The sequence below is a fragment of the Paenibacillus dakarensis genome, assembly GCF_001373415.1.
Lineage (GTDB): Bacteria > Bacillota > Bacilli > Paenibacillales > Paenibacillaceae > Paenibacillus_AQ > Paenibacillus_AQ dakarensis.
Genome location: NZ_CDSE01000017.1, coordinates 39435 through 66025, shown reverse-complemented (window position 1 = coordinate 66025; position 26591 = coordinate 39435). Strand labels below are relative to the sequence as shown.

Sequence of the window (26591 nt, the reverse complement as noted above, 5' to 3'; positions counted from 1 at the left end):
TTTTTGGCAGCCCCCGCCGATGAAAGAAACGGGCCATAGGTTCAATAAGGAAAAACACCAGGAATGATAAAAAAACTGGAGCGGCTATCTGATATAACTTGCTGAATGCATACATGACCAGATATACGGTCAGCACAATCATGGCGATATCGAAGAAAGTTCTCCAGTATTTTTTGTAAAGTGGCAGCATTGAGAATGATCGGCTCCTTTATGGTTTAATATTTTAAATTTGTTGCAAAATGTTCATTGTTTCTATTGTACATGATTTCGAAAAAAACGCCTATTTCTTTATCTGCTATGATAAAATAGGAATAGTGTATTGCCATAGAAAAAGAAAAGCGGGGAGTTGGCATGCAGACATTACTGCTTTGGTTATTCTATATAACAACGTTTTATGCCTTTATTCCCGGGCTTATTACCCGGATATTTGGCTTTCGTGTGTTTCGAAGAGGTACGGGGAGTCATGAATTTGCACTAACCTTTGATGATGGACCCGATCCGGTGTATACTCCTTTGCTCTTGGATCTTTTGAAACAGTACGAAATGAAGGCAACATTTTTCCTGGTTGGTTCCCACGCGGAAAAGCACCCTGATGTTGTCCGGAGAATTCACGCCGAAGGTCATTTGATTGGAATTCATAATTACATTCATAAAACGAACTGGCTCATGCGTCCTAAGACCGTCCGTATGCAATTGAAGCGGACTAATGATATTATTTATGAGATAACAGGAGAGCATCCAGCCTATTATCGGCCGCCGTGGGGAATCGTTAATCTTTTTGATTTTGCCAAGAACAGCGGATACAGAATTGTTTTATGGTCCTCCATGTTTGGTGATTGGAGCAGTAAGATCGGCGCTGATGAGTTAGCCAGACGAATGCTTCGGAAGCTTAAGGCCGGGGAAGTTATGTTATTGCACGATTGCGGAAATACAATGGGTGCAGATCCGGATGCACCGGAACAAATGCTAGTTGCTCTGAAACAGGTTTTGGACGAAGCGAAACATAAAAATCTAAGAAGTATTCGGGTTGATGATATGATTAATCAAGAGAAGAAAAAGGAAAGTGAAAAATTGTCGATGCCGAAGAGACTCGTGGTTTCTCTCTGGCTCATGTGGGAAAAGTTGTTCCATGTTGTGTTTCGGCTTGAAACGGTAACCCCGAAAGATCCTATGCTTCATTTCCGGGCTAGACCATATCATGGCAAGACTGTTGTTATGAATGACGGTTCGCGTCTGGAAAAGGGAGACCAGGTTCTGGAGCTTCATTTTGACAATAAAAAACTGTTTCAACTTGGCAGCCGATCCCGTTCAGAAATGCAGCTTGCGATTCAGATGATACGGGCAGTACAAAAGGATCTACCGACCTTAGCTAATATGGTTCTGGAACGGCCTGAATATATGGACATAAAGGGATTGTACGCCGTCACGATGATTTCTCGCGGACCAGAGCAATTTGGATTTCATGTTCAAGAGCTTCCGGCTGGATTATTTGCAAGTTCAACACGCATTTATCTTAAAATTTTGCTTAGTGTTATTCATCCAAAAGGAAAGTCACGTTTGAAGCAGGGAAGCCAGATGCTTGAACCCAAAATATTGATGATGCCTGTGAATGTATTGATTGAACGATATGCAGATAAGCGAAGTACCGCCTGTCGTTCTGTTGAGAAAGATACTGCAGAAGAGCTTGAGTTAAATGAACTGCCTATAACGAATGTTTCACAAGGGTTTTCGTCCTAAACAAAAAGAGGATGCTTCAAAGGTCATTAGGCCTTGAGCATCCTCTTTTTTAGATGTTTATGGTTGAAATGATTTAGATTTTCAAGACACCACCGGAGCTTGCATTCGTAACAAGCTTGGAGTAACGGGCAAGGTAGCCTGTTTTCACTTTAGGCTCGAATTCTTTCCAACCCTTGCGTCTCTTCGCCATTTCCTCGTCACTTACCTCGAGTTGAATGACACGATTGTTCAGATCCAGCACGATCATATCTCCGTTCTCAACGAAAGCGATAGGACCGCCTTCAGCAGCTTCAGGGGAAATGTGACCGATACTTATTCCACGGGATGCTCCTGAGAATCGTCCGTCGGTAATGAGACCGACCTTCGCTCCCAGTCCCATTCCAGCAATCTGGGATGTAGGTGCGAGCATCTCTGGCATTCCTGGTCCGCCTTTAGGACCTTCATATCGAATAACAACGACGTCGCCTTCTTTTACTTTGCCGTTTGCAATGCCTTCTAGTGCCTCTTCTTGTGAGTCGAAGCAGATAGCAGGTCCTCTATGATAACCACCTACGGAAGGATCTACCGCACCAACCTTAATGATTGAGCCTTCCGGTGCAAGGTTACCGTATAGAACGGCAAGGCCCCCACGCTCAGAGTAAGGCTGATCGATGGGATGGATCACATTCGTATCCTGAATTTCGCATCCTTCTACATTCTCAGCAAGAGTCTTGCCTGATACAGTAATGCAGTCTCCATACAAAGCTCCAGGTTTCTTGAGCAGTTCATGCAGAACTGCACTTACGCCACCTGCAATATGAACATCCTCGATAAAGTAATCGGACGCCGGTGCAAGCTTAGAGATATGTGGAACACGGTCTGCAACTTCGTTAATACGCTCCAAAGGGTAATCAATGCCCGCTTCATGCGCGAGAGCAAGAGTATGAAGTACCGTGTTGGTGGAGCCTCCCATCGCCATATCCAGTGCAAAAGCATTATCAATAGCCTCACGTGTTACAATATCACGCGGTTTGAGATCCATTTCGATAAGCTTCATCAGCTGACGGGCGGATTGTTTGACGAACTCTCTGCGTTCTTCGGCAACGGCAAGAATGGTACCATTACCAGGTAAGGCAAGGCCAAGTGCTTCGGAAAGACAGTTCATGGAGTTAGCCGTGAACATACCAGAGCATGAACCACAGGTTGGACATCCATACTGTTCAAGCTCGAGCAGCTCATCATCATTAATTTTACCGACTTGGTGAGCGCCGACGCCTTCGAATACGGAGGTAAGAGATAATCTGCGTCCTTTGCTGTCCACACCGGCTTTCATCGGACCACCGCTGACAACGATGGTTGGAATGTTGACACGCAAAGCACCCATTAGCATTCCCGGTGTAATCTTGTCACAGTTCGGGATACATACCATTCCGTCGAACCAGTGTGCTGAAACTACCGTTTCCAGAGAATCTGCAATGATTTCACGGCTCGGCAAGGAATAACGCATACCGATGTGTCCCATGGCAATGCCATCATCGACCCCAATGGTATTAAATTCGAAAGGCACACCGCCAGCTTCACGGATCGCTTCTTTTACGATTTTGCCGAATTCCTGTAGATGGACATGGCCTGGAACGATGTCGATATAAGAGTTACATACAGCAATAAACGGCTTGCCGAAGTCTTCCTCTTTAACGCCGGCTGCACGCAGCAAGCTGCGGTGCGGCGCCCGATCAAAGCCTTTCTTAATCATGTCTGAACGCATTTTTTTTGCTGTCATGATGTCGGTTCCCCCCCGGATCTCTTAAAATTGGATTGTCTAGCGCTTTATCGCGGTTCACCGGCAAAGCAGCCGGATGCCCGGAATGAACGTTTAGGTTTTATATGAGTCTAACATAAAAAGGTAGGTATTTCTATACGATTTCAAGAGCACGGGAGAGGGATTTATCCATAAAACATAAAGAAGCCTGATCCTTTAATAGGAGCAGACCTCTTATATGAGTGAATTCACTTTTTTCCGCCTTTGCGCCCAATTTCCTGATAGAAATCTCGATCATGATTACGGGAAGTGGCTTCTCCGCCTTTTTGGCCAATTTCCTGATAGAATTCCCGGTTATGGTTTTGAGATGTGGCTTGACCGCCTTTTCTGCCAATTTGCTGATAAAATTCGCGATTATGCTTTTTGGCTGTAGCCTCACCACCAAGACGACCGGCTTCTTCTCTGGACATCTTTCCGTTATTCTTGCTGTTTGCCATCACAAATCACTCCTTTTCAGTCGTTTGCTGTGCGCATGTTTTACTTACCACAGCTAACTTGTAATGAAACAAAAAAACGACTAAAGATTGGCAATTTTGTAATGTTATCTGGCAAAAAAACGGCGCATCGGCCGATATCCAAATTGAACAACTCCGTCAACGGATGGTTCGATAATCGGGCGGAACAGACGTTTAAAGCCAGGCTGTGCAAGCAGTATAGTGCATAATATCGCAGCGAGAATCAGAAGCACCGCTCCGCCTGTATTGGAGATCGACTCATGGAGACCGGCATAATCAAGGGAACGTATAATAAATCCGTGAAGCAAGAATACATATAATGTACGGCGGCCGAGGTCTGTCATTCGTCCCATTGCCATAGGCACCCAGGCAAGAAAAGCAGCAGATGCGATGAACTGGAAGGCATAAGTGGCTAACCGGTATATACCGGCATTCCAGGCTTCATACCCGAGCTGGGAATAAGTCAAGCTGCCATAAAACCAGCCTGCGTCAAGCTTGTTTCCCCATATGCTGAATCCGATAAGCAGGAGCAGGGAGATGAAGGCGGCAATACCTCTAGTCCACTGCTTGAAATACCGGGCGAACGCCTCGAAAGAAAAATGGTAGCCTCCTACAAAGAACGGGAAGAAGACAAAAGTCCGGCTTATGCTTAACCAGACACCGTCTACAGGCAAATAACCAGCAAGCACACCGCATAAGACTGCGATGAGAAGCTGCTGTCCAATTGTACATCTTCTTAACGACATAAGCAGCAGACGCCAGCATGCATGGCTGAACAGGAACCATAAGAGAAGATAAGGTGCAAAAAAGGAACGGTGTATATCCTCTACATGAAAGACGGTCGCGTCTAATATCGAATAAATACTTTGGAAAATGATATACTGCATCCCAATTTGCAAAAGAACATTCCGTCCGGTTTTACCATGCATTGATGCTTTGGCAAAGTATCCGGTAACGAGAACGAAAAGAGGCATATGAAATGAAAAAATCCATAAGTAAAGCGTGTTAAGATTGTCCATTCGGGTAATTAATGGTTCAATGGCATTACCGATAAAGACAGTGACGATTAAAATAAAGCGAAGGTTGAGAAAGAAGGTTTCACCCTTCTGCTCTATGGTGCCGTTCATGGTTTCCCCCCCACAGCCCTTTAGTCTTGTTGAGCGGGCTAGTTTTTATTGTTATTTTTATAATCAATGGATACCGTTTATTTACAATTTTAAGTTACTCCTATTAGACATTTTATTAGGTGATTTAAATCACAAAGTGTGGTGCTGTCAGCGCTTTCAAATGTGGCAAAGTATCGAAGGGATGAGGAAGAAAAAGGAGACATTTCTATATAGAAAGAGTATCATCAAAAAAAGGGAGGGATTCAGCTTGCCAATCGTTCAGGTGAATGGACGCTCATTCCCATGCCGTGGAATATTATTCGATAAGGACGGAACTTTGCTTCAATTCATGGCACTATGGGGCGGCTGGGCAGATTACGTTTTGCAGTTCATGGAAGAGCGGCTATCGTTTATGGGCTCGGCGTTTACAGTGCCAAAGAGCAAGGTGCTTGGAACCGTTCATAATGAAGGGGGAAAGGTATCAGACTACGATGCCCAAGGGCCTCTTGCCATGGGAACTGTAGAAGAAACGAAGGGGATTCTGGCATGGCAGCTTTATGCAGCCGGTATGCCCTGGAATGAAGCAATCATCCAGGTTAACCAAATTACCAATAATGCAATGTACCAACTACGGCAGGATAAACCAGCTTTTCCTATGCCAGGGCTAAGAGACTTTTTGCTTGATTGCAGAAAAGCATCCATCGATATGGCTGTGGTCACTTCAGATATAACAGAAGCTGCATTGGAGCAAATAGAGTGGCTGGGTATAAAGGACTTTTTCTCGGTGATTATCGGCCGGGATCAGGCAGTAAACGGAAAGCCACATCCCGAAATGGTAGAATTGGCCTGCAAACGGCTGGGATTGACGCCGGAGGAAGTAGTCGTTATTGGAGATAGTAACAGTGATATGCAGATGGCTAAACAGGCTGGAGCTGTACTCGCGGTCGGGATTATTAAAGAAGATGGCGGATCCGAGCATCTCATAGATGCCGATATTGTCATAAAGGATTATAATGATATAAAAGTAAAATAGATTTTGTTATTTTGGCGCTGTACGGAGGTGCACGGAGTGGACAATAAGGAAAAGATCGAAAGACTAGCTACTTGGATTGAAGCAAGTGATTACATCGTTTTTTTTGGCGGGGCAGGCACATCAACCGAGAGTGGAATTCCAGATTTTAGGTCCGCTGCCGGTCTTTACCAAACAGAGCATCATTCTCCTTATCCACCGGAGGAAATGCTCAGCCATACATTTTTTATGAATCATCCGGATGTATTTTTTGATTTCTATCGCAGTAAAATGCTTCATCCTCATGCTAAACCGAACGGATGTCATCATCTGCTCGGTCGGCTGGAGCAGGAAGGAAAGCTTAAAGCGGTCATAACCCAAAATATTGATGGGCTGCATCAGACGGCAGGAAGCATAAATGTACTGGAGCTCCATGGTTCTATTCACCGGAATTATTGCATGGACTGCTCGAAATTTTATTCCTTGCAGGATATTATGGCTATGTCCGAGATGGTCCCCCGTTGTCCAGTATGTGGCGGTATAATCAAGCCGGATGTCGTTTTATACGAAGAAGAGCTAGATCAACAAATTTTGATGAGCTCCGTGCAGGAAATTTCCACCGCTGACCTTCTGATCATCGGAGGCACATCGTTAACCGTGCATCCGGCAGCTGAGCTGGTGAATTATTTCCACGGCAGTAAGGTTGCTCTGCTTAATGCGGATCCTACACCATATGACCAACGTGCCGGTCTATTGATTGCAGATCGCATCGGAGAGGTCATGACACAGGTTACAAAACTGCTGCACAGAGATTAGCAGCTTTTGTAAGAGTCAAATAAACATACGAAGTTTGAAATCGCTTTCTTGCTAATGGTTGCTAAAACAAGCTAATATAACAATGAATAATCGATGCATCATTTCAGAAAGGCAGGGATCGCAGATGACATATGTAGCTAGTGAACAACGCTATGAGGGAATGGTATATAACCGATGTGGACGATCCGGACTGAAGCTTCCGGCTATTTCCCTAGGGCTTTGGCATAATTTCGGGGGGATCGACACTTATGAAAATGGACGAAGCATGGTTATGCGTGCGTTCGACCTGGGCATTACTCATTTTGATTTGGCTAATAACTATGGCCCTCCGGCAGGATCGGCTGAGGAAACCTTTGGCAAGATACTCTCCCGGGATTTAAAGGAGTATCGGGATGAGCTTGTGATCTCTACAAAAGCAGGATACTATATGTGGCCGGGACCTTACGGAGAATGGGGTTCACGAAAATATATGATATCCAGTTTGGATCAAAGCCTAAAACGGATGGGACTGGACTACGTGGATATTTTTTATTCACACCGGATGGATCCGGAAACTCCGCTGGAAGAAACGATGATGGCACTGGATCATATCGTGCGCTCAGGCAAGGCGCTTTATGTAGGAATATCCAACTATACACCGGAGAAAACCCAGGAGGCAGTTCACATACTTAAGAGCTTGGGAACGCCTCTGTTAATCCATCAGCCGAGTTACTCGATGCTGAACCGTACGGCAGAGAACGGCCTGCTTGATGTTCTTGAGGAGAATGGAGTAGGCAGTATTGCCTTCACGCCGCTGGCACAGGGGATGCTGACAAGTAAATATTTGAATGGTATACCGAATGATTCACGTGCCGCCAGTCCCTCTGTTTTTCTGAATGAGAACAATATTACACCGGAAATGCTGCGTAAAATCCGAGCCTTGAACCAAGTGGCTGCAGCCCGCGGCCAGAGCTTGGCACAGCTTGCATTGGCATGGGTGCTGCGGGGCAAACGCGTTACCTCTGCTCTGATCGGTGCAAGCAAAGTGAGTCAGATTGAAGATAATGTAGCGGCACTTGATAATCTGGATATCTCGAAGGAAGAGCTTGACCGGATCGAGACGATTTTGAAGACTGAAAATGAAGTAGAATCTTAAATTATATGAGGCTATCCCAGGTCAAGGCTATTGGGATAGCCTTTTTTATGAACATTACAATTAGCTACATACCTGAGATGTCTCTACGATAACTTGAAGGAGACTGTCCGCAGAATCGTTTGAATTGCCTTGAAAAATACAGCGGATCGGTTAACCCGACAGAAGCAGCTACCTGTTCAACCGAAAGCTCAGGCCGTTCACGAAGCAGTCGTTTGGCCTGATCAATTCTCAGCTTCAGCAAATAGGTGACGGGTGAGACTCCTGTTTCTTTTTTGAAAATACGAGATAAATAAGCACGGTTATATCCCAGGCTTGCACACATTTGCTCTATTGAGACCGGATGAGCATACTGCGAAGACATATAGTTGATCATTTGTTTCACCGTTCGCTGAACCTGGGGTTCCGCTATGGAAAGCTGAAGCGGACGGCTGGTATGGTTCATGACTTCAGCCCAGATCAGGTGCAGATATCCAATAGCAGCCATATGAGAGCCTTCCTGTTTGGTATGAAAGAGCTCTTGAATCAGATGAATGTAATGTGGAATATGATTGGTTTCGGCCCGGTACAGCACAGGAAAGTCTGGGAGAAAGCCGGCAGAAACTACGAAGCTGTGGCTATCCCTCCCGGAAAAGGCAACCCATCGGTATTTCCACGGATGAGTGTGGCTGGATACATAGCTGACCAGCTGCCCAGGATGGATAAGGAAGCAATCGCCAGGGCCAAGCTTATAAACATCACTTTCCGTTCGAAAAGATCCCTGACCGGACTCAATGGCATGGAGTAAGTAGTAGTCATATATTTTCGGTCCGAGTGCATGATCCGGCTTCGTCTGGCTTTCACCGGCAAACAGCACATTCAGCTTGTCTGAATCGTGATGAATTGGACTTGAGGATACGGAGTAGCTTTCCTTCATTGTCATGACTCAGCCTCTCATTTTTCATTTAGGTGATAGCGGGCAGTACATATATACTTAATTATAGTTTACAGGGTAAGGTCACATTTATCCATATGTATCACACAAGATTACATTACTCTCAGCATAAGAGTCTCTTATACTATAGGTATCAGAACTACCATATGTAAAAGGATGGAGTGATCAACGGATGAATAAAAAAGAGCTCAAACAGATGTTTCTTGAAAAATACGGAGAAAGCAATCGTTCATACCGGGTATTTAATGCACCAGGACGCGTGAACCTGATTGGAGAGCACTTGGATTATAACGGAGGGTATGTACTTCCGGCAGCGCTAGAATTCGGTACAACCCTGGTAATCCGGGAACGTGATGATCAGAAGATTTCGTTCTCCTCTACCAATTTTTCTTTCGAAAGTACAATTTCATTACAAGATGATTTTGAAAAAAGCGGTCAGTGGATTGATTATCCGGTTGGAGTCATCAACGAGCTTCATAAACTAGGCTACAGGTTCAGCAAAGGCTATGACCTTCTCTATCATGGGGATATTCCGAACGGTTCAGGATTGTCTTCTTCAGCATCGATTGAAGTTGTAACCGCTTATGCGCTGCTGGTGATGGAAGGTCATGAAACCGATACCATTGAAATTGCGAAGCTCTCCCAAAAGGCTGAGAATTTATTCGTAGGAGTTAACTCCGGGATTATGGATCAATTTGCTGTAGCCAATGGACGTAAGGATCATGCGATTTTGTTGATGTGTGACACGCTGGAATATGATCTCGTTCCGTTTCATACCGGAGCATATAAAATTGTCATCGCAAACACGAAGAAACAGAGAGGCCTGGTGGACTCAAAATATAATGAACGCCGCAGCGAATGCGATCAGGCGCTTGAAATTTTGAAAAAGGAGCTTTCGACGCTTTCATTCTTAGCGCAGCTGAGACCCGAACAATTCATCTCCCTGCAAGACCATATAAAGGATGAGACGATTAGACGCCGCGCGCAGCATGTTGTGGAGGAGAACCAAAGGGTGCTTGATTCCGTGGAAGCACTGAAGAAAGGTGACCTGGAGACATTCGGACAGTATATGAATCAATCTCATGACTCCTTACGCTACCTTTACGAAGTGACCGGGGATGAGCTGGATGCGATGGTTGAAGAATTCCAGCGCCAGTCAGGAACGCTCGGAGCGCGTATGACGGGGGCGGGTTTTGGTGGTTGTACTGTGGCATTGGTGCATGAAGATGAGGTTGATCGAGTGATCAAAGAGGTTGCACATCATTATGAAGCCAGAACGGGGCTTAAGCCTGAATTTTATGTGTGCGGGGTAGGTCAAGGCGTACACGAAGTAAAGGAGATGTTGTAAAATGGCGATCCTTGTTACCGGCGGTGCCGGATATATTGGTTCTCATACTGTAGCAGAGCTGCTTGAACGGGGTGAAGATGTTGTTGTAATTGATAGTTTGGAGACAGGTCATCGTGAAGCGCTGCTGGGCGGAAAGCTCTACGAGGGTGATCTTCGTGATAAAGCGCTGTTGAAACAGCTGTTTAGCGAGAATGATATTGATGCTGTCATTCATTTTGCGGCAAATTCTCTTGTCGGGGAGAGCATGAAAGACCCGGTGAAATACTACGATAACAACGTTTATGGGACGCTTTGCCTTTTGCAGGCGATGAATGAGGCGGGTGTACGCAAAATTGTATTTTCGTCTACGGCAGCAACATATGGAGAACCGGAGAAAGTGCCGATTGAAGAGAAAGACCGCACCCAGCCGACGAATGTTTACGGTGAAACGAAGCTGACGATGGAGCGAATGATGTCCTGGTTTGATCAAGTGCTTGGCATTAACTATGTATCACTCCGGTATTTTAATGCAGCCGGTTCACATGCAAGCGGAAAAATAGGAGAGGATCATCGTCCGGAAAGCCATCTCATTCCACTGGTACTCCAGACAGCTCTTAAACAGCGCAAGCATATTTCGGTGTTCGGCGAGGATTATCCTACAGCGGACGGCACTTGTATTCGAGACTATATTCATGTCAGTGATCTGGCCGATGCACATATGCGGGCCGTAGATTATTTGCGCCGAGGAGAAGAAAGCAATGTATTCAATCTTGGAAATGGCCAAGGCTTCTCGGTTAAAGAAGTTATTGAGACGTCGAAGCAGGTAACTGGCGTGGATATTCCGGTTGTGATGGAGGCACGCCGTGCAGGTGATCCTGCGGTTCTGGTTGCTTCATCAGATAAAGCCCGCAGTGTTCTGGGCTGGAATCCTTCCCGCACGAATCTGGAGGATATTATCGCAAGCGCCTGGAGATGGCATAGCAGCCATCCGAACGGTTATGAAGAGAACTAAGGGGGAGCGGGCATGGAAAATCTGACAGCAAGAACTCCTGAAATCAATGAAGTATTGCATGCGATCGAGCGGCTCATTCTATTTGCTGCGCGGAAGGGATTAATTCAGGAAGCGGATTATGATTACAGCCGCAATTTGCTTATGGAGGATTTCGGCTTTAGCGAACCCTTTGATGGTGGAGTGAATGAGGAGCCGGTTGAAAGTCCGCAATCACTGCTGGATATATTAATTGATTACGGCATTGTTATTGGACTTATTCCAGACAATACAGACACGTACCGGGATCTGCTTGACGCCAAAATTATGGGGCGCTTGATGGCTCGTCCATCCGAAGTTATCAGTGCTTTCCGTATGACAGAGCAAGCGCAGGGGATCGAGGCGGCAACGAACAATTTTTATAAATTATGTATCGATTCCAACTATATTCGTATGGACCGAATCGCAAAGAATGAATACTGGAAGCATCCAAGTTCATACGGGGATATCGAGATCACGATTAATCTATCGAAGCCGGAGAAGAATCCCAAGGAGATTGCGATGGCGAAGCTGCTTCCTCCTCCTGTGTATCCGAAATGTCAATTATGCCGGGAGAATGTTGGATATGCCGGACGGGTTAATCACCCTGCCAGACAGAATCTGAGGGTTATACCGCTTGAATTAAACAGGGAGAAATGGTTGTTCCAGTACTCTCCTTATGTCTATTATAATGAGCACTGTATTGTACTTCACCATGATCATGTTCCTATGAAATTAACGAAAGATACACTTGCCCGTTTACTGGATTTTGTGGATGCTTATCCTCATTATTTTCTGGGTTCGAATGCGGATCTGCCGATTGTTGGCGGTTCGATATTGACCCATGATCATTTTCAAGGGGGGAGACACACATTCCCGATTCAAAAGGCACCCAAACTAGCCCGATTTAAACATGATAAGTATTCAGGAGTCTCTGTCAGTATCGTAAATTGGCCGATGTCGGTCATCCGTTTGTCTGCAGCGGACCGGGGTACACTGCTTGAATGTGCCAATGATATTTATGAGTCATGGAAGGTATACAGTGACCCGTCTGTAGATATTGAAGCATACAGTGACATAGAAGGGGAGAAAATTCGGCATAACACGGTTACTCCTATAGCACGGCGTAATGACGAAGGCGGTTATGAATTAGACCTGGTTCTACGGAATAACCGGACCAATGAGGAGCATCCGGAGGGAATCTTTCATCCACATCGGGAAATGCATCATATTAAGAAAGAGAATATCGGTTTGATCGAAGTTATGGGTCTGGCTATACTGCCGGGAAGGCTTAAACTGGAACTGGATCAAATCGCAGATATTTTATCAGGAGATACAGAGTTATATAAGGCTGCCCAATCAGAGGGGCATGCTCTTGGGGTTCATCTGGATTGGATCCAAGAACTGAAAGAACGTGCTAAAGAGAATATATCCAAAGAGGAAGCATTGGCTCTAATCCGCAGCGAAGTTGGAGGTATATTCACATCGATTCTGGAACAAGCCGGAGTTTATAAGCATACAGAAGAGGGCAGACAGGCATTCACTCGTTTTCTCTGCAGCATGGGATATTCTGCTGAATAGTATCGCAGGTTAACACTTATATTTAAATAATAAACCAGTCGTAATCCTAAGGGAGGATTGCGGCTGTTTTGTTTTGAGAGAACGGGATAGTATAATTATAGGGCTGTTATATTTATGATACTTTGAGGGAGGTTGGGGAACACATGGGACCTTTTGAATTTTATAATCCGACCAAATTAATCTTTGGAAAAGGTAAGCTGGACGCACTGAAGAGCGAAGTGCCGAAATATGGACAAAATGTACTCCTTGTATATGGTGGAGGAAGCATTAAACGCAGCGGTCTGTATGATCAGGTAATGACATTATTACAAGAGACCGGGGCAGAGGTAACTGAACTGAGTGGAGTTGAACCTAACCCGCGCTTGTCCACCGTCCACCGTGGCGTGGAATTGTGCCGTAAGCATAATATCGAATTGATCCTTGCCGTGGGCGGCGGGAGCGTAATTGACTGCTCCAAGGCCATTGCTGTGGGTGCTAAGTACAAAGGGGATATGTGGGACTTTGTTGAACGCAAGGCAGCCCCACAGGATGCGATTCCTCTTGGTACTGTATTAACCATGGCAGCAACCGGATCAGAAATGAACAGCGGTTCGGTTATTACCAATGAAGTAACGAAGGAGAAACTGGGTTGGGGGAGTGTACATGCATTTCCTGTCTTCTCGATTCTAGACCCTGTTCATACCTTCACTCTGCCAAAAGATCAAACGGTATATGGCATGGTGGATATCATGTCCCATGTTCTGGAGCACTATTTCCATCTGGATACGAATACACCTATTCAGGATGGTTTCTGTGAGACGATCCTTCGGACCGTGATTGAAACTGCACCTAAGCTTATAGAGGATTTGGAGAATTATGAATACCGCGAGACTATTATGTACTGCGGTACGATGGCTCTGAATAATATGGTCAGCATGGGACTCCGCGGTGACTGGGCAACGCATAATATCGAGCATGCTGTGTCTGCTGTGTATGATATCCCGCATGGCGGTGGTCTTGCTATACTGTTCCCGAACTGGATGAAATATAATATCGATGTTGATGTTGAACGATTTAAACGATTAGCTGTTCATGTATTTAATGTTGATCCAGCCGGCAAAACAGATCGTGAGGTTGGTCTGGAGGGAATTCAGGCTTTGCGTAATTTCTGGACGTCTATAGGTGCTCCTAGCACTCTTGCTGATTACAATATTGATGGAAGCGATATTGAATTAATGGCGGATAAAGCTGTTCGTTTTGGTCCGTTCGGAAACTTCCGCAAATTGCAGCGTGAGGATGCTGTGCAGATTTACAAAATGTCACTATAAGTAAATTTACAATATTCTAAATTAGAAAGAGCGGCGCGAAGAGGTTAACCTTGCGCCGTCTTTTTTGTACACAAAAATTACAAATTGAAGGAAGAACAACAAGAACGGAGGAAAAATATTGAAACTAAGGCGAACTTTTATACGTAATATTTGTTATATACAGTAAGGAATTCTGAAGGGAGCAGTCAACATGGAGGCGCTGTTTTGGGGATGTCTTGTCGGAGGTGTGTTGTTCGCTGTTGTGACAGTGCTGCTCGGGGATGTCCTGTCTAGTGCGATGGATGGAATGCTGGATTTTCTGTCGGTTGATTTTCTTAAACCGGTTGTGCTTGCTTCCGGCATCACCATTTTCGGAGGTGCTGGCATCATGCTCGAGAAATACACCGATTTATCCTCAGTGCCGCAGGTCATTCTATCTCTGCTTATAGCGATTTTATTATCGATCGCCGTTTACTTCGGTTATGTTCGTCCGATGGAGAATAGTGAAAACTCCACTGGATTTTCTGTTAGGGAGTTAGCCGGACGAATTGGCGAAGTGACAATTCCGGTTCCTGCGCAAGGCTTCGGTGAAGTTATGGTAAAGGTGGGGGCAGGGAATACGCTGCATATTGCCGCAAGTTTTGACCAGAAGCCGGTCGCTGCAGGAGTACGGGTAGTCATTGTAGATGTAGCAGAAGATGTCCTTAGAGTATCCGAGCTGGAAGAACGTAAGGGAGAGGATGAAGAACATGCCTGAGTTTTTAGTTATTCCGTCGATCGTTGTAGGGGTTATTATCGTATTGGGCTTAGCTTTCTGGGCTCGTTACAAAACAGTGAGTCCGGATGAAGCCATGATCGTAACCGGTTCCTTCCTTGGAAGCAAGAATATTTCCGAAGATGATTCCGGACGCAGGATCAAAATCGTTCGTGGCGGCGGGGCATTTATTTTACCAGTATTTCAGAGATCCGAGTTCGTCTCACTGCTGTCACACAAGCTGGATGTGATGACCCCGGAAGTTTATACGGAGCAAGGGGTACCAGTTCTGGCGGATGGTGTGGCAATCATTAAAGTTGGAAGTTCTATTGAAGATGTAGCCACTGCGGCTGAGCAGTTTATGGGTAAGCCGATTGAGGCGCTGAAGGGTGAAGCTCAAGAAGTGCTTGAGGGTCATCTCCGTGCGATTCTAGGCTCTATGACTGTGGAGGAAGTGTACAGAAACCGTGATAAATTTGCACAGGAAGTTCAAGGCGTAGCAGCCCGTGATTTGAAGAAAATGGGCCTGCAGATTGTCTCCTTTACCATTAAGGACGTGCGGGATAAACACGGTTATCTGGAAGCTCTCGGTAAACCTCGGATTGCTACAGTCAAGCGGGATGCTGAGATTGCTGAAGCAGAAGCGATTCGAGATGCGCGTATTCAGAAAGCGCGGGCGGAAGAAGAAGGACAGAAGGCAGAGCTGATCCGTGATACGAACATTGCCGAGGCGGCTAAAGAGAAAGAACTGAAAATTGCCTCCTTCAAGAAAGATCAAGATACTGCGAAAGCCGAAGCGGATCAGGCATACCACATTCAAGAAGCTCGTGCTAAACAGACCATGGTCGAAGAGCAGATGAAAGTGGAACTGGTACGTAAAGAACGCGAGATTGACCTGCAAGATAAGGAAATTACGGTTCGTCAGAAACAGTATGACGCAGAAGTGAAGAAAAAAGCGGACGCCGATCGCTATGCGGTTGAACAGGCTGCAGAAGCGGATAAAGCGCGGAAAATGCGTGAAGCGGATGCCGTTCAGTATTCCATCGAAACTCAGGCAAAGGCCTCTGCGGAACAAAAACGGCTTGATGGTCTGGCAGTGGCGGATGCAGAGCGTGCTAAAGGTACAGCTGAAGCAGAAGTTATCCGTCTGCGCGGTTTAGCTGAGGCGGAAGCCAAAGAAAAGCTTGCTGAAGCGTTCAAACAATATGGAGAAGCTGCGATCCTCGATATTATTGTTCAAATGCTGCCTGAGCTTGCAGGTAAAATAGCTGGGCCACTTTCATCGATTGATAAATTGACCGTTGTGGATACAGGTAAGGGCGAAGGAGCGGCGCGAGTAAGTAACTATGTAACAGAGCTCATGTCTACTGCTCCTGAAATGCTGAAAAGCGTATCCGGCATTGACGTTGAACAGATCATTCACAATCTGACCAAACGTCCTGTAACACAAGGGCAAAAACCCGTTGCAATTGAGGCTCAGCCCGTAGCAATGGAGACTGTTGCTACAAAGGAAACTGAATAATTAGCTATTTGGCAGCTCTGGATAAAACAGGGCTGCTTTTACTTTTGCCTGAATGTAGTGTTATCTGTTAAGATTAGCGGGGATGTGTTATCAAAAGAGGTGGGTGCTGTGAGCAGCTTACAAGTTGCTAAAGTATTGAATAATAACGTTATAATTGCGAAACACCCTCAACATGGTGAGGTTGTTGTCATTGGTAAAGGTATAGGATTCCATCGAAAATTAAATGATACGATCCCGCTCTCTGCTGTGGAAAAAATGTTTATCCTGACGAAGCCGGAGGAACAGGAACAGTATAAGCAATTGGTTCCGCAGATTGATGAACCGCTAATAGAAGTGATGAATGAAATTATTCTTCATGCCTCAAAATCAAGCAGTGGGCCTTTGAATGAGCATATACACATTGCATTGACCGACCATATTGCATTTGCCATTAAACGCCATACTCAGGGACTTATGATTCATAATCCTTTTTTGTATGAGACAAGGGAGTTATATCCTGAGGAGTTCAAGATGGCTGAATATGCAGTACAGGTCATAAGGGATCGCTTGGGCATAGATCTAGGTGAAGATGAAGTTGGATTTATAGCCCTTCACTTTCATGGGGCGCTAACGAACCAGCATGTTTCGGAGGTAAGGAAATATTCCAGGCTCGTATCTGACCTAGTCCATGTGGTAGAAGACAAACTGGGGTTTGCAATTCCTAAAGATTCACTTGATTACTCCAGATTAATCACTCATTTACGTTTTGCACTAGAGAGAGTTCGACGAGGGGAAACGGTCGAAGAAGCGGGATCGCTGGACAGCCTTCTTAAGAGGGAGTATCCGGAAATGTATTCACTCGCCTGGAAGCTTACCAAGATGATGGAGCAGCGTCTAGGCAAACCGATCTTTGCAGCGGAAGCTGGTTATTTGAGTATTCATCTGCAGCGACTTGCTCAAAGAAAAGAACAAGATGAATAAATGACGAAATTTTATATAGTTTACCCCTTGAAACCTCTTAAGATGGGTGATACAATACGAACTGTTATTTAGCAAAACTACAAATCAACGTGTAACTGATACGATCAGGCATGAGTATATAACAGGACATTTTTGGTTGTTCTTGTACCTTTATGGGTAGTCTAATCCATGAAGATATAGAACAACCGAATCCTGGTGTATGCCCATGCCTTTTTTCGGTTTGAAGTTTTGACTCCTCACCTAAGCTTTTACATCTTGAAAAAAAAGGAGAATTACAATGTTTAAAAGGCTTTTTGGGGTTTTGCAAAGGGTCGGTAAAGCTCTTATGCTGCCTGTTGCAATTCTGCCGGCAGCAGGATTGCTTCTTGGTCTAGGCAACATGCTCGTAAACCCCGACTTTCTTAAGTACGTACCGTGGCTCGATGCAGGGTGGGTTCAAGCAATTGCGACTGTTATGATGAACTCCGGGCAGATCGTATTTACGAATTTGTCCCTGTTGTTCGCCGTCGGGGTGGCTGTGGGATTGGCTGGAGGCGAAGGAGTTGCTGGTCTCGCGGCAATTATCGGTTACCTTGTCATGAACGTGACGATGGGCTCTGTACTTGGAGTTACAGAATCCATGATTGGTTCTGATAATGCCTATGCCAGCGTGCTGGGTATTCCTACCCTTGCGACAGGGGTGTTCGGTGGTATTATCGTCGGTATTTTGGCTGCGAGCATGTACCGAAGATTCTATAATATCGAACTTCCGTCATACTTAGGGTTCTTTGCGGGTAAACGTTTCGTCCCAATTATGACTGCAGCTACATCCGTTCTCTTGGGATTGTTGATGACGCTTATCTGGCCGCCAATTCAGGCAGGACTGAACACAGCCTCCCATTTCATGCTCGAACAGAATATGACACTGTCGGTATTTGTGTTCGGTATCGTAGAGCGGGCACTGATTCCGTTCGGTTTGCACCACATCTTCTATTCACCGTTCTGGTTCGAATTTGGAGAGTATGTGAATCAGGCTGGACAGTATATACGAGGCGATCAGAACATATTTATGGCTCAGCTGCGTGATGGTGTGGAATTTACAGCAGGTACCTTCATGACTGGTAAGTTTCCGTTTATGATGTTCGGTCTTCCAGCTGCGGCACTAGCGATCTATCATGAGGCTAAGCCGGAGAACAAGAAGATGGTTGCCGGTATTATGGGCTCGGCAGCTCTGACTTCGTTCTTAACAGGGATCACTGAACCGCTTGAATTCTCATTCCTCTTTGTAGCACCGCTTTTGTTTGCGGTTCATACGGTGTTTGCGGGTCTGTCCTTTATGACTATGCACCTTCTTAACACCAAGATTGGTATGACATTCTCTGGCGGATTGATTGACTATGTGATCTTTGGCGTGATTCCGAACCGAACCCCGTGGTGGAATGTCATTATCGTCGGGTTGATTTTGGCGGTGATTTACTATTTCGGGTTCCGATTTGTTATCCGTAAGTTCAATCTCAAGACTCCTGGACGTGAAGATTCTGTTGCTACGGAAGAAAATACTGAAAAAACCGGCCGCAGTAAGGATGAACTGCCTTATAACATCCTGACTGCACTTGGCGGACAATCTAACATTGCACATCTGGATGCTTGTATTACAAGACTCCGGGTTGAGGTTAAAGATAAAGCAAATGTAGATAAGAATCGCTTGAAACAGCTGGGCGCATCCGGAGTACTTGAGGTAGGGAACAATATTCAGGCGATCTTTGGTACACGGTCGGATACGATCAAATCCCAAATGCAGGACATTATGTCCGGCAAAACACTGCCACCTTCCACCGCGACAGATAAGGAAACAGCGGTTGAGCAACCGGCGGTTGTAGAACAGCAGGCAGCGCAGGATGGCGATGCTGTTATACTTGAAGATATTGTTGCTCCAGTGAATGGAGAATTGATGGACATTTCGAATGTCCCTGATCCGGTATTCGCTGAAAGAATGACAGGTGACGGATTTGCAGTTCTGCCGCATGACGGCAAGATAGCGTCACCGGTGTATGGTAAAGTGTTTAATGTCTTCCCAAGCAAACACGCAGTCGGCATTATGTCCGATGGCGGTAAAGAAGTGCTTGTTCATATAGGTGTAAATACAGTGAAATTAAAAGGACAAGGCTTCAAAGTGCTTGTTAACGAAGGAGATCTTGTGTCAGCGGGTCAGCCGATTATGGAGGTGGATCTTGAGTATGTAAAAGAGCATGCGAAGTCCATTATAACTCCAGTTATCTTCTCCAACCTTCCGGAAGGAGTCTCGGTGAAGCTGAACAAAACAGGTGTCGTTAAAGCGGGAGAGCCCAATATTATTACAATTCAATAATTTGGGTAATTAACTTAATAAAAAAGAAAGAGGATGATAAACATGCAAAAAACATTCAGAATTATTGACGAGGATGGAATCCACGCACGTCCAGCAACAGCTTTGGTGAACACAGCAAATAAATTTAAAGATACAGAATCTTTTGCTGAAGCAAACGGTAAAAAAGTAACTTTGAAATCCATCCTTGGTGTTCTGTCTCTCGGACTTGAGCAAGGAGATACACTTACACTCATTTCGGAAGGAGCAAGCGAAAGTGAAGCGCTGGCTGCACTTTCCGAAGTTATGATTAACGAAGGGCTGGGAGAAATCAATGAATAATATTAAGGGGATCGCGGCATCGGCGGGTATTGCCATCGCCCGCGCATTTACCTTAGAGCACCCTGATTATACGGTGACTCATCAGAAGACAGACGACGTCAATGGTGAAATTTCCAAGCTGGATGCTGCTCTGGAGAAATCCAGAGCAGAGCTGGAAGCCATTAAAGAGCGTACACGTCAGGAGTTGGGTGAGAAGAAGGCTGAGATTTTTGAATCTCACCTTCTGATCCTTGATGACCCTGAACTTATTAATCCGGTTAGAGATAAAATCTCTGATGAATCCGTTACTGCTGCACATGCTATGAATGAAACAGCGACACAATTTATCGAGATGTTCGAAAAGATGAAGAGTGCCTACCTTCAAGAACGTGCAGCGGATATGCGTGATGTTACGAAGCGAGTGCTGAAGCATCTGCTTGGACTTAAATATGTAAGTCCATCTGAAATTAGCGAAGAAGTTATCGTGATTGCTGAGGATTTGACCCCTTCAGATACAGCTCAGCTAAACCGTAAATATGTTAAAGGCTTTACAACGAATATTGGCGGACGTACCTCTCACTCCGCGATTATGGCTCGTTCTCTTGAAATTCCTGCGGTTGTAGGAACGAAAGAAGTCCTTTCTGTAGTAAAGGCCGGAGACCTTGTTATTGTCGATGGATTGGAAGGTAATGTATTGGTCAACCCTTCTGAAGAGGTTGTTGCAGAATATCGTCAGAAGCAAGAAGCGTATGCTAAACAGGTTGAGGAATGGAGAAAGCTGCGCAGTGAACCAACCGTATCGAAGGATGGTGTTCACGTTGAGCTTGCTGCAAATATCGGTACACCTAATGATGTAGCTGGTGTAATCGACAATGGCGGTGAAGCCGTAGGTCTATACCGCACCGAGTTCTTGTATATGGGACGCGATAAACTGCCATCTGAAGAGATTCAGTATAATGCCTATAAGACTGTGCTTGAGAAAATGGAAGGTAAGCCTGTCGTAGTTCGTACGCTGGATATCGGCGGGGACAAAGAGCTGCCTTATCTTGATCTTCCAAAAGAGATGAATCCGTTCCTTGGATTCCGTGCTGTTCGTTTGTGCCTTGAGCGCCAGGATATTTTCAGAACTCAGCTTCGGGCGCTGCTTCGTGCAAGTGTTCACGGTAATCTTCGGATCATGTTCCCGATGATTGCTACAATGGGTGAATTCCGGGAAGCTAAAGCACTCTTGGAGGAAGAGAAGGCGAAGCTGATTGCTGAAGGAACTGCTGTTTCTGAGAATATTCAGCTTGGTATTATGGTGGAAATCCCATCAACTGCTGTTATGGCTGATCAATTCGCCAAGGAAGTTGATTTCTTTAGTATCGGAACGAACGATCTGATCCAGTACACTATGGCTGCTGACCGTATGAATGAACGGGTATCTTACCTGTATCAGCCATATAACCCGGCTATTCTTCGACTGGTGAAGATGGTAATCGATGCAGCCCACAATAATGGCCGCTGGGCTGGCATGTGTGGCGAGATGGCAGGGGATGCTACGGCTATTCCGCTGCTGCTCGGTCTTGGTTTAGATGAATTCAGCATGAGTGCTACATCTATTCTTCCTGCCCGCAGTCAGATTTCCCGCTTGTCCCGTGCAGAGATGCAGGACCTTGCTGCAAAAGCGCTGGAAATGCGTACAGCAGAAGAAGTTGTAGAACTGGTAAAACAAGCTACTGGTGAATAATAATAGGTTGGTTACAAACGTATTTTAGGTTTCGCTGTTATATCAAAGGTTACTTTCTTTAGCATCCGCCTTTAGAGGACGGATGCTTTTTTTATTGGATAATGTCGATCAACCTAGGAATTGGTAGCGCTTTATTCTTTAATAATATGTTAATATGACAACATATTCTTAGAGCATTCTGATAAATCCAAAATCTCATCAATTGTTTGGTAAAGTTATTTCTAGTGCTTTGGTCTGGTATCTAATGGTTAAAGTACCTGTGTTAATTACTTTAAATTATTGTATCAAAAATTTAATTATGTCATAATTCCACAAAATGAAAAATTCGTGATTATGCAACTGGATGATCGTTCCGATAATATTAGTAGACTTACACCCAACCCGATTGGCGCGGCCGGGCATATGCTGTATTTACAGGCGGTTTATCAGTTCGATAGGTCTGTCTTATGAATCAGGCGCCAATACTATGAATAATTCTTTTTAAAGTGACGGTGATATTGATGAGTATGGGCATGATCAAGAATGCGGCGGATTTAGAATTGGGAGTGACGTATACAAAGAATCAAAGCGTGTTTAGTCTGTGGGCTCCGACAGCAAATTCTGTGCAACTGGTATTGTATGACGATCCTGGGCAATATGACGAGGCAGGGATTGTCACAAGCCACAGGAATGGACAGGAAATCGGGATGGCCCGCAGAGATGATGGAGTATGGACCGTTACTATAGCCGGGGATACAGCCGGTAAATATTATATGTATAAAATTCAACATGAGAATAGTGAGTATCGTTATGCAGTGGATCCTTATGCAAAAGCGGTATCAGCCAACGGCTGCCGGGGAGCTATTGTTGACCCGGAAAGCTGTAATCCGACCGGCTGGGAGCTGGATACGCGTCCGCCATTCATGCAGCCCACCGATGCAGTATTATATGAGCTGCATGTACGAGACTTCTCTATTTCTTCGGATTCCGGGATGGAACACAAAGGAAAATATAAGGCGTTTACAGAAAACGGTCTTAAAGATGATGACGGAAATAGCCTTGGCATCGATCATCTAGCCGAGCTTGGTATAACGCATGTGCATTTGCTGCCTATTTTTGATTACAAGACGGTCAATGAGCTGAAAGCAGATCAGGAATACAATTGGGGATATGATCCGCAGAATTATAACGTACCTGAAGGCTCTTACGCTACAGACCCGACGAAACCGGAGGTCCGAATCCGGGAATGTAAAGAAATGATACAGGCTCTTCACAAAAAGGGAATTAGAGTAGTTATGGATGTGGTATATAACCACACTTATTCGGTGGAAGAAGGTCCGTTTGAGCCGATTGTTCCGGGTTATTTTTATCGAAAGAATGACAAAGGTGAGCTATCCAACGGTTCCGGAGTAGGCAATGAGCTGGCAACGGAAAAGCCGATGGTTCGGAAATTTATTAAAGACTCTCTTCGATACTGGGCAGAAGAATACCATATTGATGGTTTTCGATTTGATCTTATGGCATTGATCGATACGACAACGATTTATGAAATCGTGGAAGAGCTGCGTGAGATAGATCCAGCCATCTTGGTTTACGGGGAACCATGGACGGGAGGAGAGAGCCCGCTACCTAATAAAACAGTTAAGGGAACACAGCGCAGCAAAGGTTTTGCAGTATTTAATGATCATTTTCGTCATGCAATTAAAGGGGATAATGATGGTTACGGAAAGGGGTTCGCTACGGGCGAGCCCTGGTGTGAAGGAGCAGTTGCTGAGGGAATGATGGGATCCATCCATGATTTTGCAGACGATGCCTCAGAAACAATTAATTACGTCACGGTACATGATAATTTGAATTTATGGGATAAGGTTCTTCGGGCTATTGGTATGGAGAACGAAGCAGGACACATTCTTATGGATAACGAAGCTGAACCGGTCAGAAGGAGCCTTCTTGCCAATGGTATAGTCCTGCTATCACAGGGGATTCCGCTTCTTCATGCAGGTGATGAATTGTTAAGAAGTAAATATGGCGATCACAACAGCTATCGCAGCGGTGATGCCGTCAATGCGATTCACTGGGGGAATAAAAAAAGGTTTCTCCCCGTTTACCAGTACTACAAAGGACTGCTGGAATTAAGACGTTCCCACCCTGCTTTCCGGTTAAGCAGCAGGAAGCAGATTGAGGAGCATATGGAAATCCTTCAATGCGGTAACCATGTGGTGGCCTATCATCTAAAGGATCATGCGAACGGGGATGAGTGGAGTGATATCGTGGTTATTGCTAATGGGGGCTATTTTGATACAGTGATGGCACTCCCGCCTTCACCATACAGTTGGAATATTATTGTGGATGATCAAAGAGCCGGGACGAAAACCATTCAGACATTGGACGATTCTAATATCATAGTCCCTGGCTTATCGATTATGGTGCTCCGTTCTGACTGGCAGCGCCCGAAGAAAAATTTAGTTACGATTGAATTGGAGTATGAGCGTCAAGATGGTGAATATGACGGTTGGAATTTATGGGTCTGGAATACAGGTATTAAGGATGGACGGATCGATTTTTCACAAAATGATGATGGAAGAGTTACAGCCATTATTCACATTGCACCGAATACAGAACAAATTGGATGTATTGTTCGTTTAAATGAGTGGGAAGCCAGGGAATGGGAGCAAGACCGGTATATTGTTCTCCCTAAAGGTGAGCAGAAGGTGAAGTTAAAGATAATTAGCGGGAGCGATGAATGGTGCTTACCTGCGGATAGAGCAAGTTAAAATAATAATGGAGCCTGCTGATTAAATTCAGCAGGCTCCATTTATATATGATTAGAGAGGGGTATCTATTATTACCCTTTTGGATGATGATTAAACTTTAATATAAAAATTAACTGATTAGCAACCAAGGAATGAGGTTAAAAGATAGATAGACTTTGTTTCGTAGAAGGAGGATGTTTATTATGACGTCAAAAGGAAACAACGTTCAACTAAATGCTGAAATTCGTAATGAGTTCACACGTGCATCTCGCCGCAATATCCGCCAAAATGGGGGAGTTCCAGCGGTTGTATACGGAACGGACTCCGAAAGTATTCCGGTGTCCGTTAATCTAAAGGAAACGGCTAAGCTGTTTCACACGGGTCGCTCTGAAGTATTCAATCTGAATATTGAGGGCTCGGATTCGATTCCGGTGCTGATCAAAGATATTCAGCAGCGGGCAGGAAAAGTAGAACATATTGATTTTCTTCATATCTCTATGAATAAAGCTGTACGTGTTCGTATTCCTCTGGAGGTTCAAGGAACAGCTAAAGGAACGAAAGCAGGAGGAGTTCTGCAGCTCCAGGAAACAGAACTTGAAATTGAAGGATTGCCTGGCGATCTTCCTGCTTCCATTGAAGTAGATGTTTCTGACCTGGATGTAGGAGATAAGATCACTGTAGCTGATATTAAGATTCCTTCTGGTATAACACTGCATGCATCAGAGGAAGAGGTTCTTGCATCTGTCATTGCTCCTCGCTCAGTAGAAGCTGATGGAGGCGAAAGTGAGAGTGCTGATGAAGAGCCTGTAGAAGAAGTAACGGATACAGAGAGCAGCGAGCAATAAATAACTTTGATTAGATAAAAGACAGCTCACCCGAACAGAAAACATACAAAATACAAGACATGGTGGTGTCAGGGAGTTATCCCGGTACTGCCATGTCTTTATTTTGGGCTATCGCCGTTTGCTCCTTTGGATTGTCTGATTCTGATTCGGATCGAATGGAAAAAATGATGTGCTCGCGTAATGAATAGAGAATTTCGGGAAAACTAATGCTGAAAAAAATGGCCAGAGCAAGAAGGCTCCTGCTGACGGAAGGAGGATTAACATTGAGATTAGGCTTTCGAAAAGGGTTGGTTGCTGCATTTTTAGGGATCGGTTTGATCGGAGGCATTTTATATCATTCGGTGGACGAACGGACAATAAATAACGATGTGTCAGATTTGAATCGGGACTTGCTGCGTATTGCCCACCGCGGTGCTTCCGGATATGCCCCGGAGAACACAATGGCAGCCTTTGAAAAAGCTTATCATATACGTGCAGATATGATTGAGCTTGATGTTCAACTGAGTAAGGATGGACAACTGGTCGTTATTCATGATTCGTTGGTGAACCGTACAAGCAGCGGTAAGGGTGGCGTACACAAGATGACATTAAACCAACTGCGAAAGCTCGATGCAGGTTCCTGGTATAACTCCAGATTCCGGGGACAAAAGATACCGACACTGGAAGATGTGCTCCAGCGATTCGGCGGCAAGATTCCCCTCCTCATTGAGATGAAGTCGTCTGCAGCAAATTCAGGTATAGAACGAAAACTAGCTGAACTTATACAGAAATATGATCAACAATCTTCCCGTGAAATGAAAGATACTATAATAGTTCAATCGTTTAACATCAAATCGCTTCAAACATTCCATAAGATTTCACCGGAAATACCGATTGCAGTTATAGTATCCAGATCTGCTGAAATAAAAGAAGAGCAGTTAAATGAGCTTGCTCCGTTTGCCCAATATTTAACGGTGTCCTCTTCTCTTGTAACTGAAGAAATTGTCACAAGAATTCAGCGTACCGGAATGAAGGTGTTTGTGTGGAATATACAAAACTTACTCGATATCCCTTCCTATATTAATGCGGGGGTTAACGGCATCATTACCGATTACCCGGATATCGTCCCGATTTATGTTTATGAGCGGCTTTGAGCAACAGGAAGGAAGGCAGTGTAATTCAGGCTCAATCTCAAAAAGACTGCCCGAAGTCTTGATG

The 26591-nt window shown here is 45.0% G+C and carries 21 protein-coding genes and 1 pseudogene; 17 read left to right on the top strand and 5 right to left on the bottom strand.

The annotated features are described in order from the left end of the window. Positions 1-190, bottom strand: a pseudogene (locus tag BN1234_RS22600) (AI-2E family transporter); the annotation flags it as partial. A 161-nt stretch (positions 191-351) separates the two neighbouring features. Here BN1234_RS22600 and BN1234_RS04895 point away from each other — a divergent pair. Continuing rightward, positions 352-1737 (top strand): polysaccharide deacetylase family protein, encoded by a 1386-nt coding sequence (locus BN1234_RS04895; protein WP_054955539.1) that lies wholly within the window; start codon positions 352-354, stop codon positions 1735-1737. A 73-nt stretch (positions 1738-1810) separates the two neighbouring features. Here the strand turns inward: BN1234_RS04895 and ilvD are convergent, their stop codons facing one another. The 3 genes from ilvD to BN1234_RS04880 all read right to left on the bottom strand — a co-directional run bounded on the left by ilvD (position 1811) and on the right by BN1234_RS04880 (position 5117). Further along, entirely contained in the window at positions 1811-3496 is a 1686-nt protein-coding gene (gene ilvD / locus BN1234_RS04890; protein ID WP_054955538.1) for a dihydroxy-acid dehydratase, read from the bottom strand. Between the two features lie 227 nt (positions 3497-3723). Next, positions 3724-3972: a KGG domain-containing protein gene (locus BN1234_RS04885; RefSeq protein WP_054955537.1), complete on the bottom strand. Its 249-nt coding sequence runs from the start codon at positions 3970-3972 to the stop codon at positions 3724-3726. A gap of 104 nt (positions 3973-4076) precedes the next feature. After that, positions 4077-5117 carry an acyltransferase family protein gene (locus BN1234_RS04880; protein WP_054955536.1) on the bottom strand — a complete coding sequence of 347 codons (1041 nt, stop codon included), beginning with the start codon at positions 5115-5117 and terminating at the stop codon, positions 4077-4079. 247 nt (positions 5118-5364) lie between these two features. Between BN1234_RS04880 and BN1234_RS04875 the strand changes: the two genes are divergently transcribed. The 3 genes from BN1234_RS04875 to mgrA all read left to right on the top strand — a co-directional run bounded on the left by BN1234_RS04875 (position 5365) and on the right by mgrA (position 8056). Further along, entirely contained in the window at positions 5365-6129 is a 765-nt protein-coding gene (locus BN1234_RS04875) for an HAD family hydrolase (RefSeq protein ID WP_054955535.1), read from the top strand. A 36-nt stretch (positions 6130-6165) separates the two neighbouring features. After that, positions 6166-6921 carry an NAD-dependent protein deacylase gene (locus BN1234_RS04870; protein ID WP_054955534.1) on the top strand — a complete coding sequence of 252 codons (756 nt, stop codon included), beginning with the start codon at positions 6166-6168 and terminating at the stop codon, positions 6919-6921. Positions 6922-7045: 124 nt separating this feature from the next. Next, positions 7046-8056: an L-glyceraldehyde 3-phosphate reductase gene (mgrA, locus tag BN1234_RS04865; RefSeq protein WP_054955533.1), complete on the top strand. Its 1011-nt coding sequence runs from the start codon at positions 7046-7048 to the stop codon at positions 8054-8056. 64 nt (positions 8057-8120) lie between these two features. Here mgrA and BN1234_RS04860 read toward each other — a convergent pair whose 3' ends face one another. Further along, positions 8121-8969 (bottom strand): AraC family transcriptional regulator, encoded by an 849-nt coding sequence (locus BN1234_RS04860; protein WP_054955542.1) that lies wholly within the window; start codon positions 8967-8969, stop codon positions 8121-8123. A gap of 190 nt (positions 8970-9159) precedes the next feature. Here BN1234_RS04860 and BN1234_RS04855 point away from each other — a divergent pair, with 190 nt between their 5' ends. The 13 genes from BN1234_RS04855 to BN1234_RS04795 all read left to right on the top strand — a co-directional run bounded on the left by BN1234_RS04855 (position 9160) and on the right by BN1234_RS04795 (position 26527). Then, positions 9160-10335: a galactokinase gene (locus BN1234_RS04855; RefSeq protein WP_054955532.1), complete on the top strand. Its 1176-nt coding sequence runs from the start codon at positions 9160-9162 to the stop codon at positions 10333-10335. Position 10336: 1 nt separating this feature from the next. Further along, positions 10337-11326: a UDP-glucose 4-epimerase GalE gene (gene galE, locus BN1234_RS04850; protein ID WP_054955531.1), complete on the top strand. Its 990-nt coding sequence runs from the start codon at positions 10337-10339 to the stop codon at positions 11324-11326. Between the two features lie 12 nt (positions 11327-11338). Beyond that, entirely contained in the window at positions 11339-12922 is a 1584-nt protein-coding gene (locus BN1234_RS04845) for a UDP-glucose--hexose-1-phosphate uridylyltransferase (RefSeq protein ID WP_054955530.1), read from the top strand. A gap of 143 nt (positions 12923-13065) precedes the next feature. After that, positions 13066-14229, top strand: coding sequence for an iron-containing alcohol dehydrogenase (locus BN1234_RS04840; protein ID WP_054955529.1), 1164 nt, complete (start codon positions 13066-13068; stop codon positions 14227-14229). A gap of 190 nt (positions 14230-14419) precedes the next feature. Then, positions 14420-14965: an NfeD family membrane protein gene (locus BN1234_RS04835; protein ID WP_054955528.1), complete on the top strand. Its 546-nt coding sequence runs from the start codon at positions 14420-14422 to the stop codon at positions 14963-14965. After that, positions 14958-16484, top strand: a complete 1527-nt coding sequence (gene floT / locus BN1234_RS04830; protein WP_054955527.1) for a flotillin lipid rafts scaffold protein FloT — start codon at positions 14958-14960, stop codon at positions 16482-16484. Before BN1234_RS04835 ends, floT begins: the two co-directional genes overlap by 8 nt. 108 nt (positions 16485-16592) lie before the next feature. Continuing rightward, a complete protein-coding gene (glcT, locus tag BN1234_RS04825; RefSeq protein WP_054955526.1) occupies positions 16593-17444 on the top strand; it encodes a glucose PTS transporter transcription antiterminator GlcT in 852 nt (283 codons plus the stop codon). 277 nt (positions 17445-17721) lie between these two features. Continuing rightward, entirely contained in the window at positions 17722-19791 is a 2070-nt protein-coding gene (gene ptsG / locus BN1234_RS04820) for a glucose-specific PTS transporter subunit IIBC (protein WP_054955525.1), read from the top strand. A 42-nt stretch (positions 19792-19833) separates the two neighbouring features. Beyond that, positions 19834-20109, top strand: a complete 276-nt coding sequence (locus tag BN1234_RS04815) for an HPr family phosphocarrier protein (RefSeq protein WP_054955524.1) — start codon at positions 19834-19836, stop codon at positions 20107-20109. Continuing rightward, a complete protein-coding gene (ptsP, locus tag BN1234_RS04810) occupies positions 20102-21817 on the top strand; it encodes a phosphoenolpyruvate--protein phosphotransferase (protein WP_054955523.1) in 1716 nt (571 codons plus the stop codon). Before BN1234_RS04815 ends, ptsP begins: the two co-directional genes overlap by 8 nt. Before the next feature lie 500 nt (positions 21818-22317). Then, positions 22318-24570, top strand: a complete 2253-nt coding sequence (pulA, locus tag BN1234_RS04805) for a type I pullulanase (protein ID WP_306455048.1) — start codon at positions 22318-22320, stop codon at positions 24568-24570. Between the two features lie 182 nt (positions 24571-24752). After that, on the top strand, positions 24753-25394 hold the full coding sequence (locus BN1234_RS04800; protein ID WP_054955521.1) for a 50S ribosomal protein L25: 642 nt from the start codon (positions 24753-24755) through the stop codon (positions 25392-25394). A 263-nt stretch (positions 25395-25657) separates the two neighbouring features. Beyond that, positions 25658-26527, top strand: a complete 870-nt coding sequence (locus tag BN1234_RS04795) for a glycerophosphodiester phosphodiesterase (protein WP_054955520.1) — start codon at positions 25658-25660, stop codon at positions 26525-26527. Positions 26528-26591 lie beyond the last annotated feature (64 nt).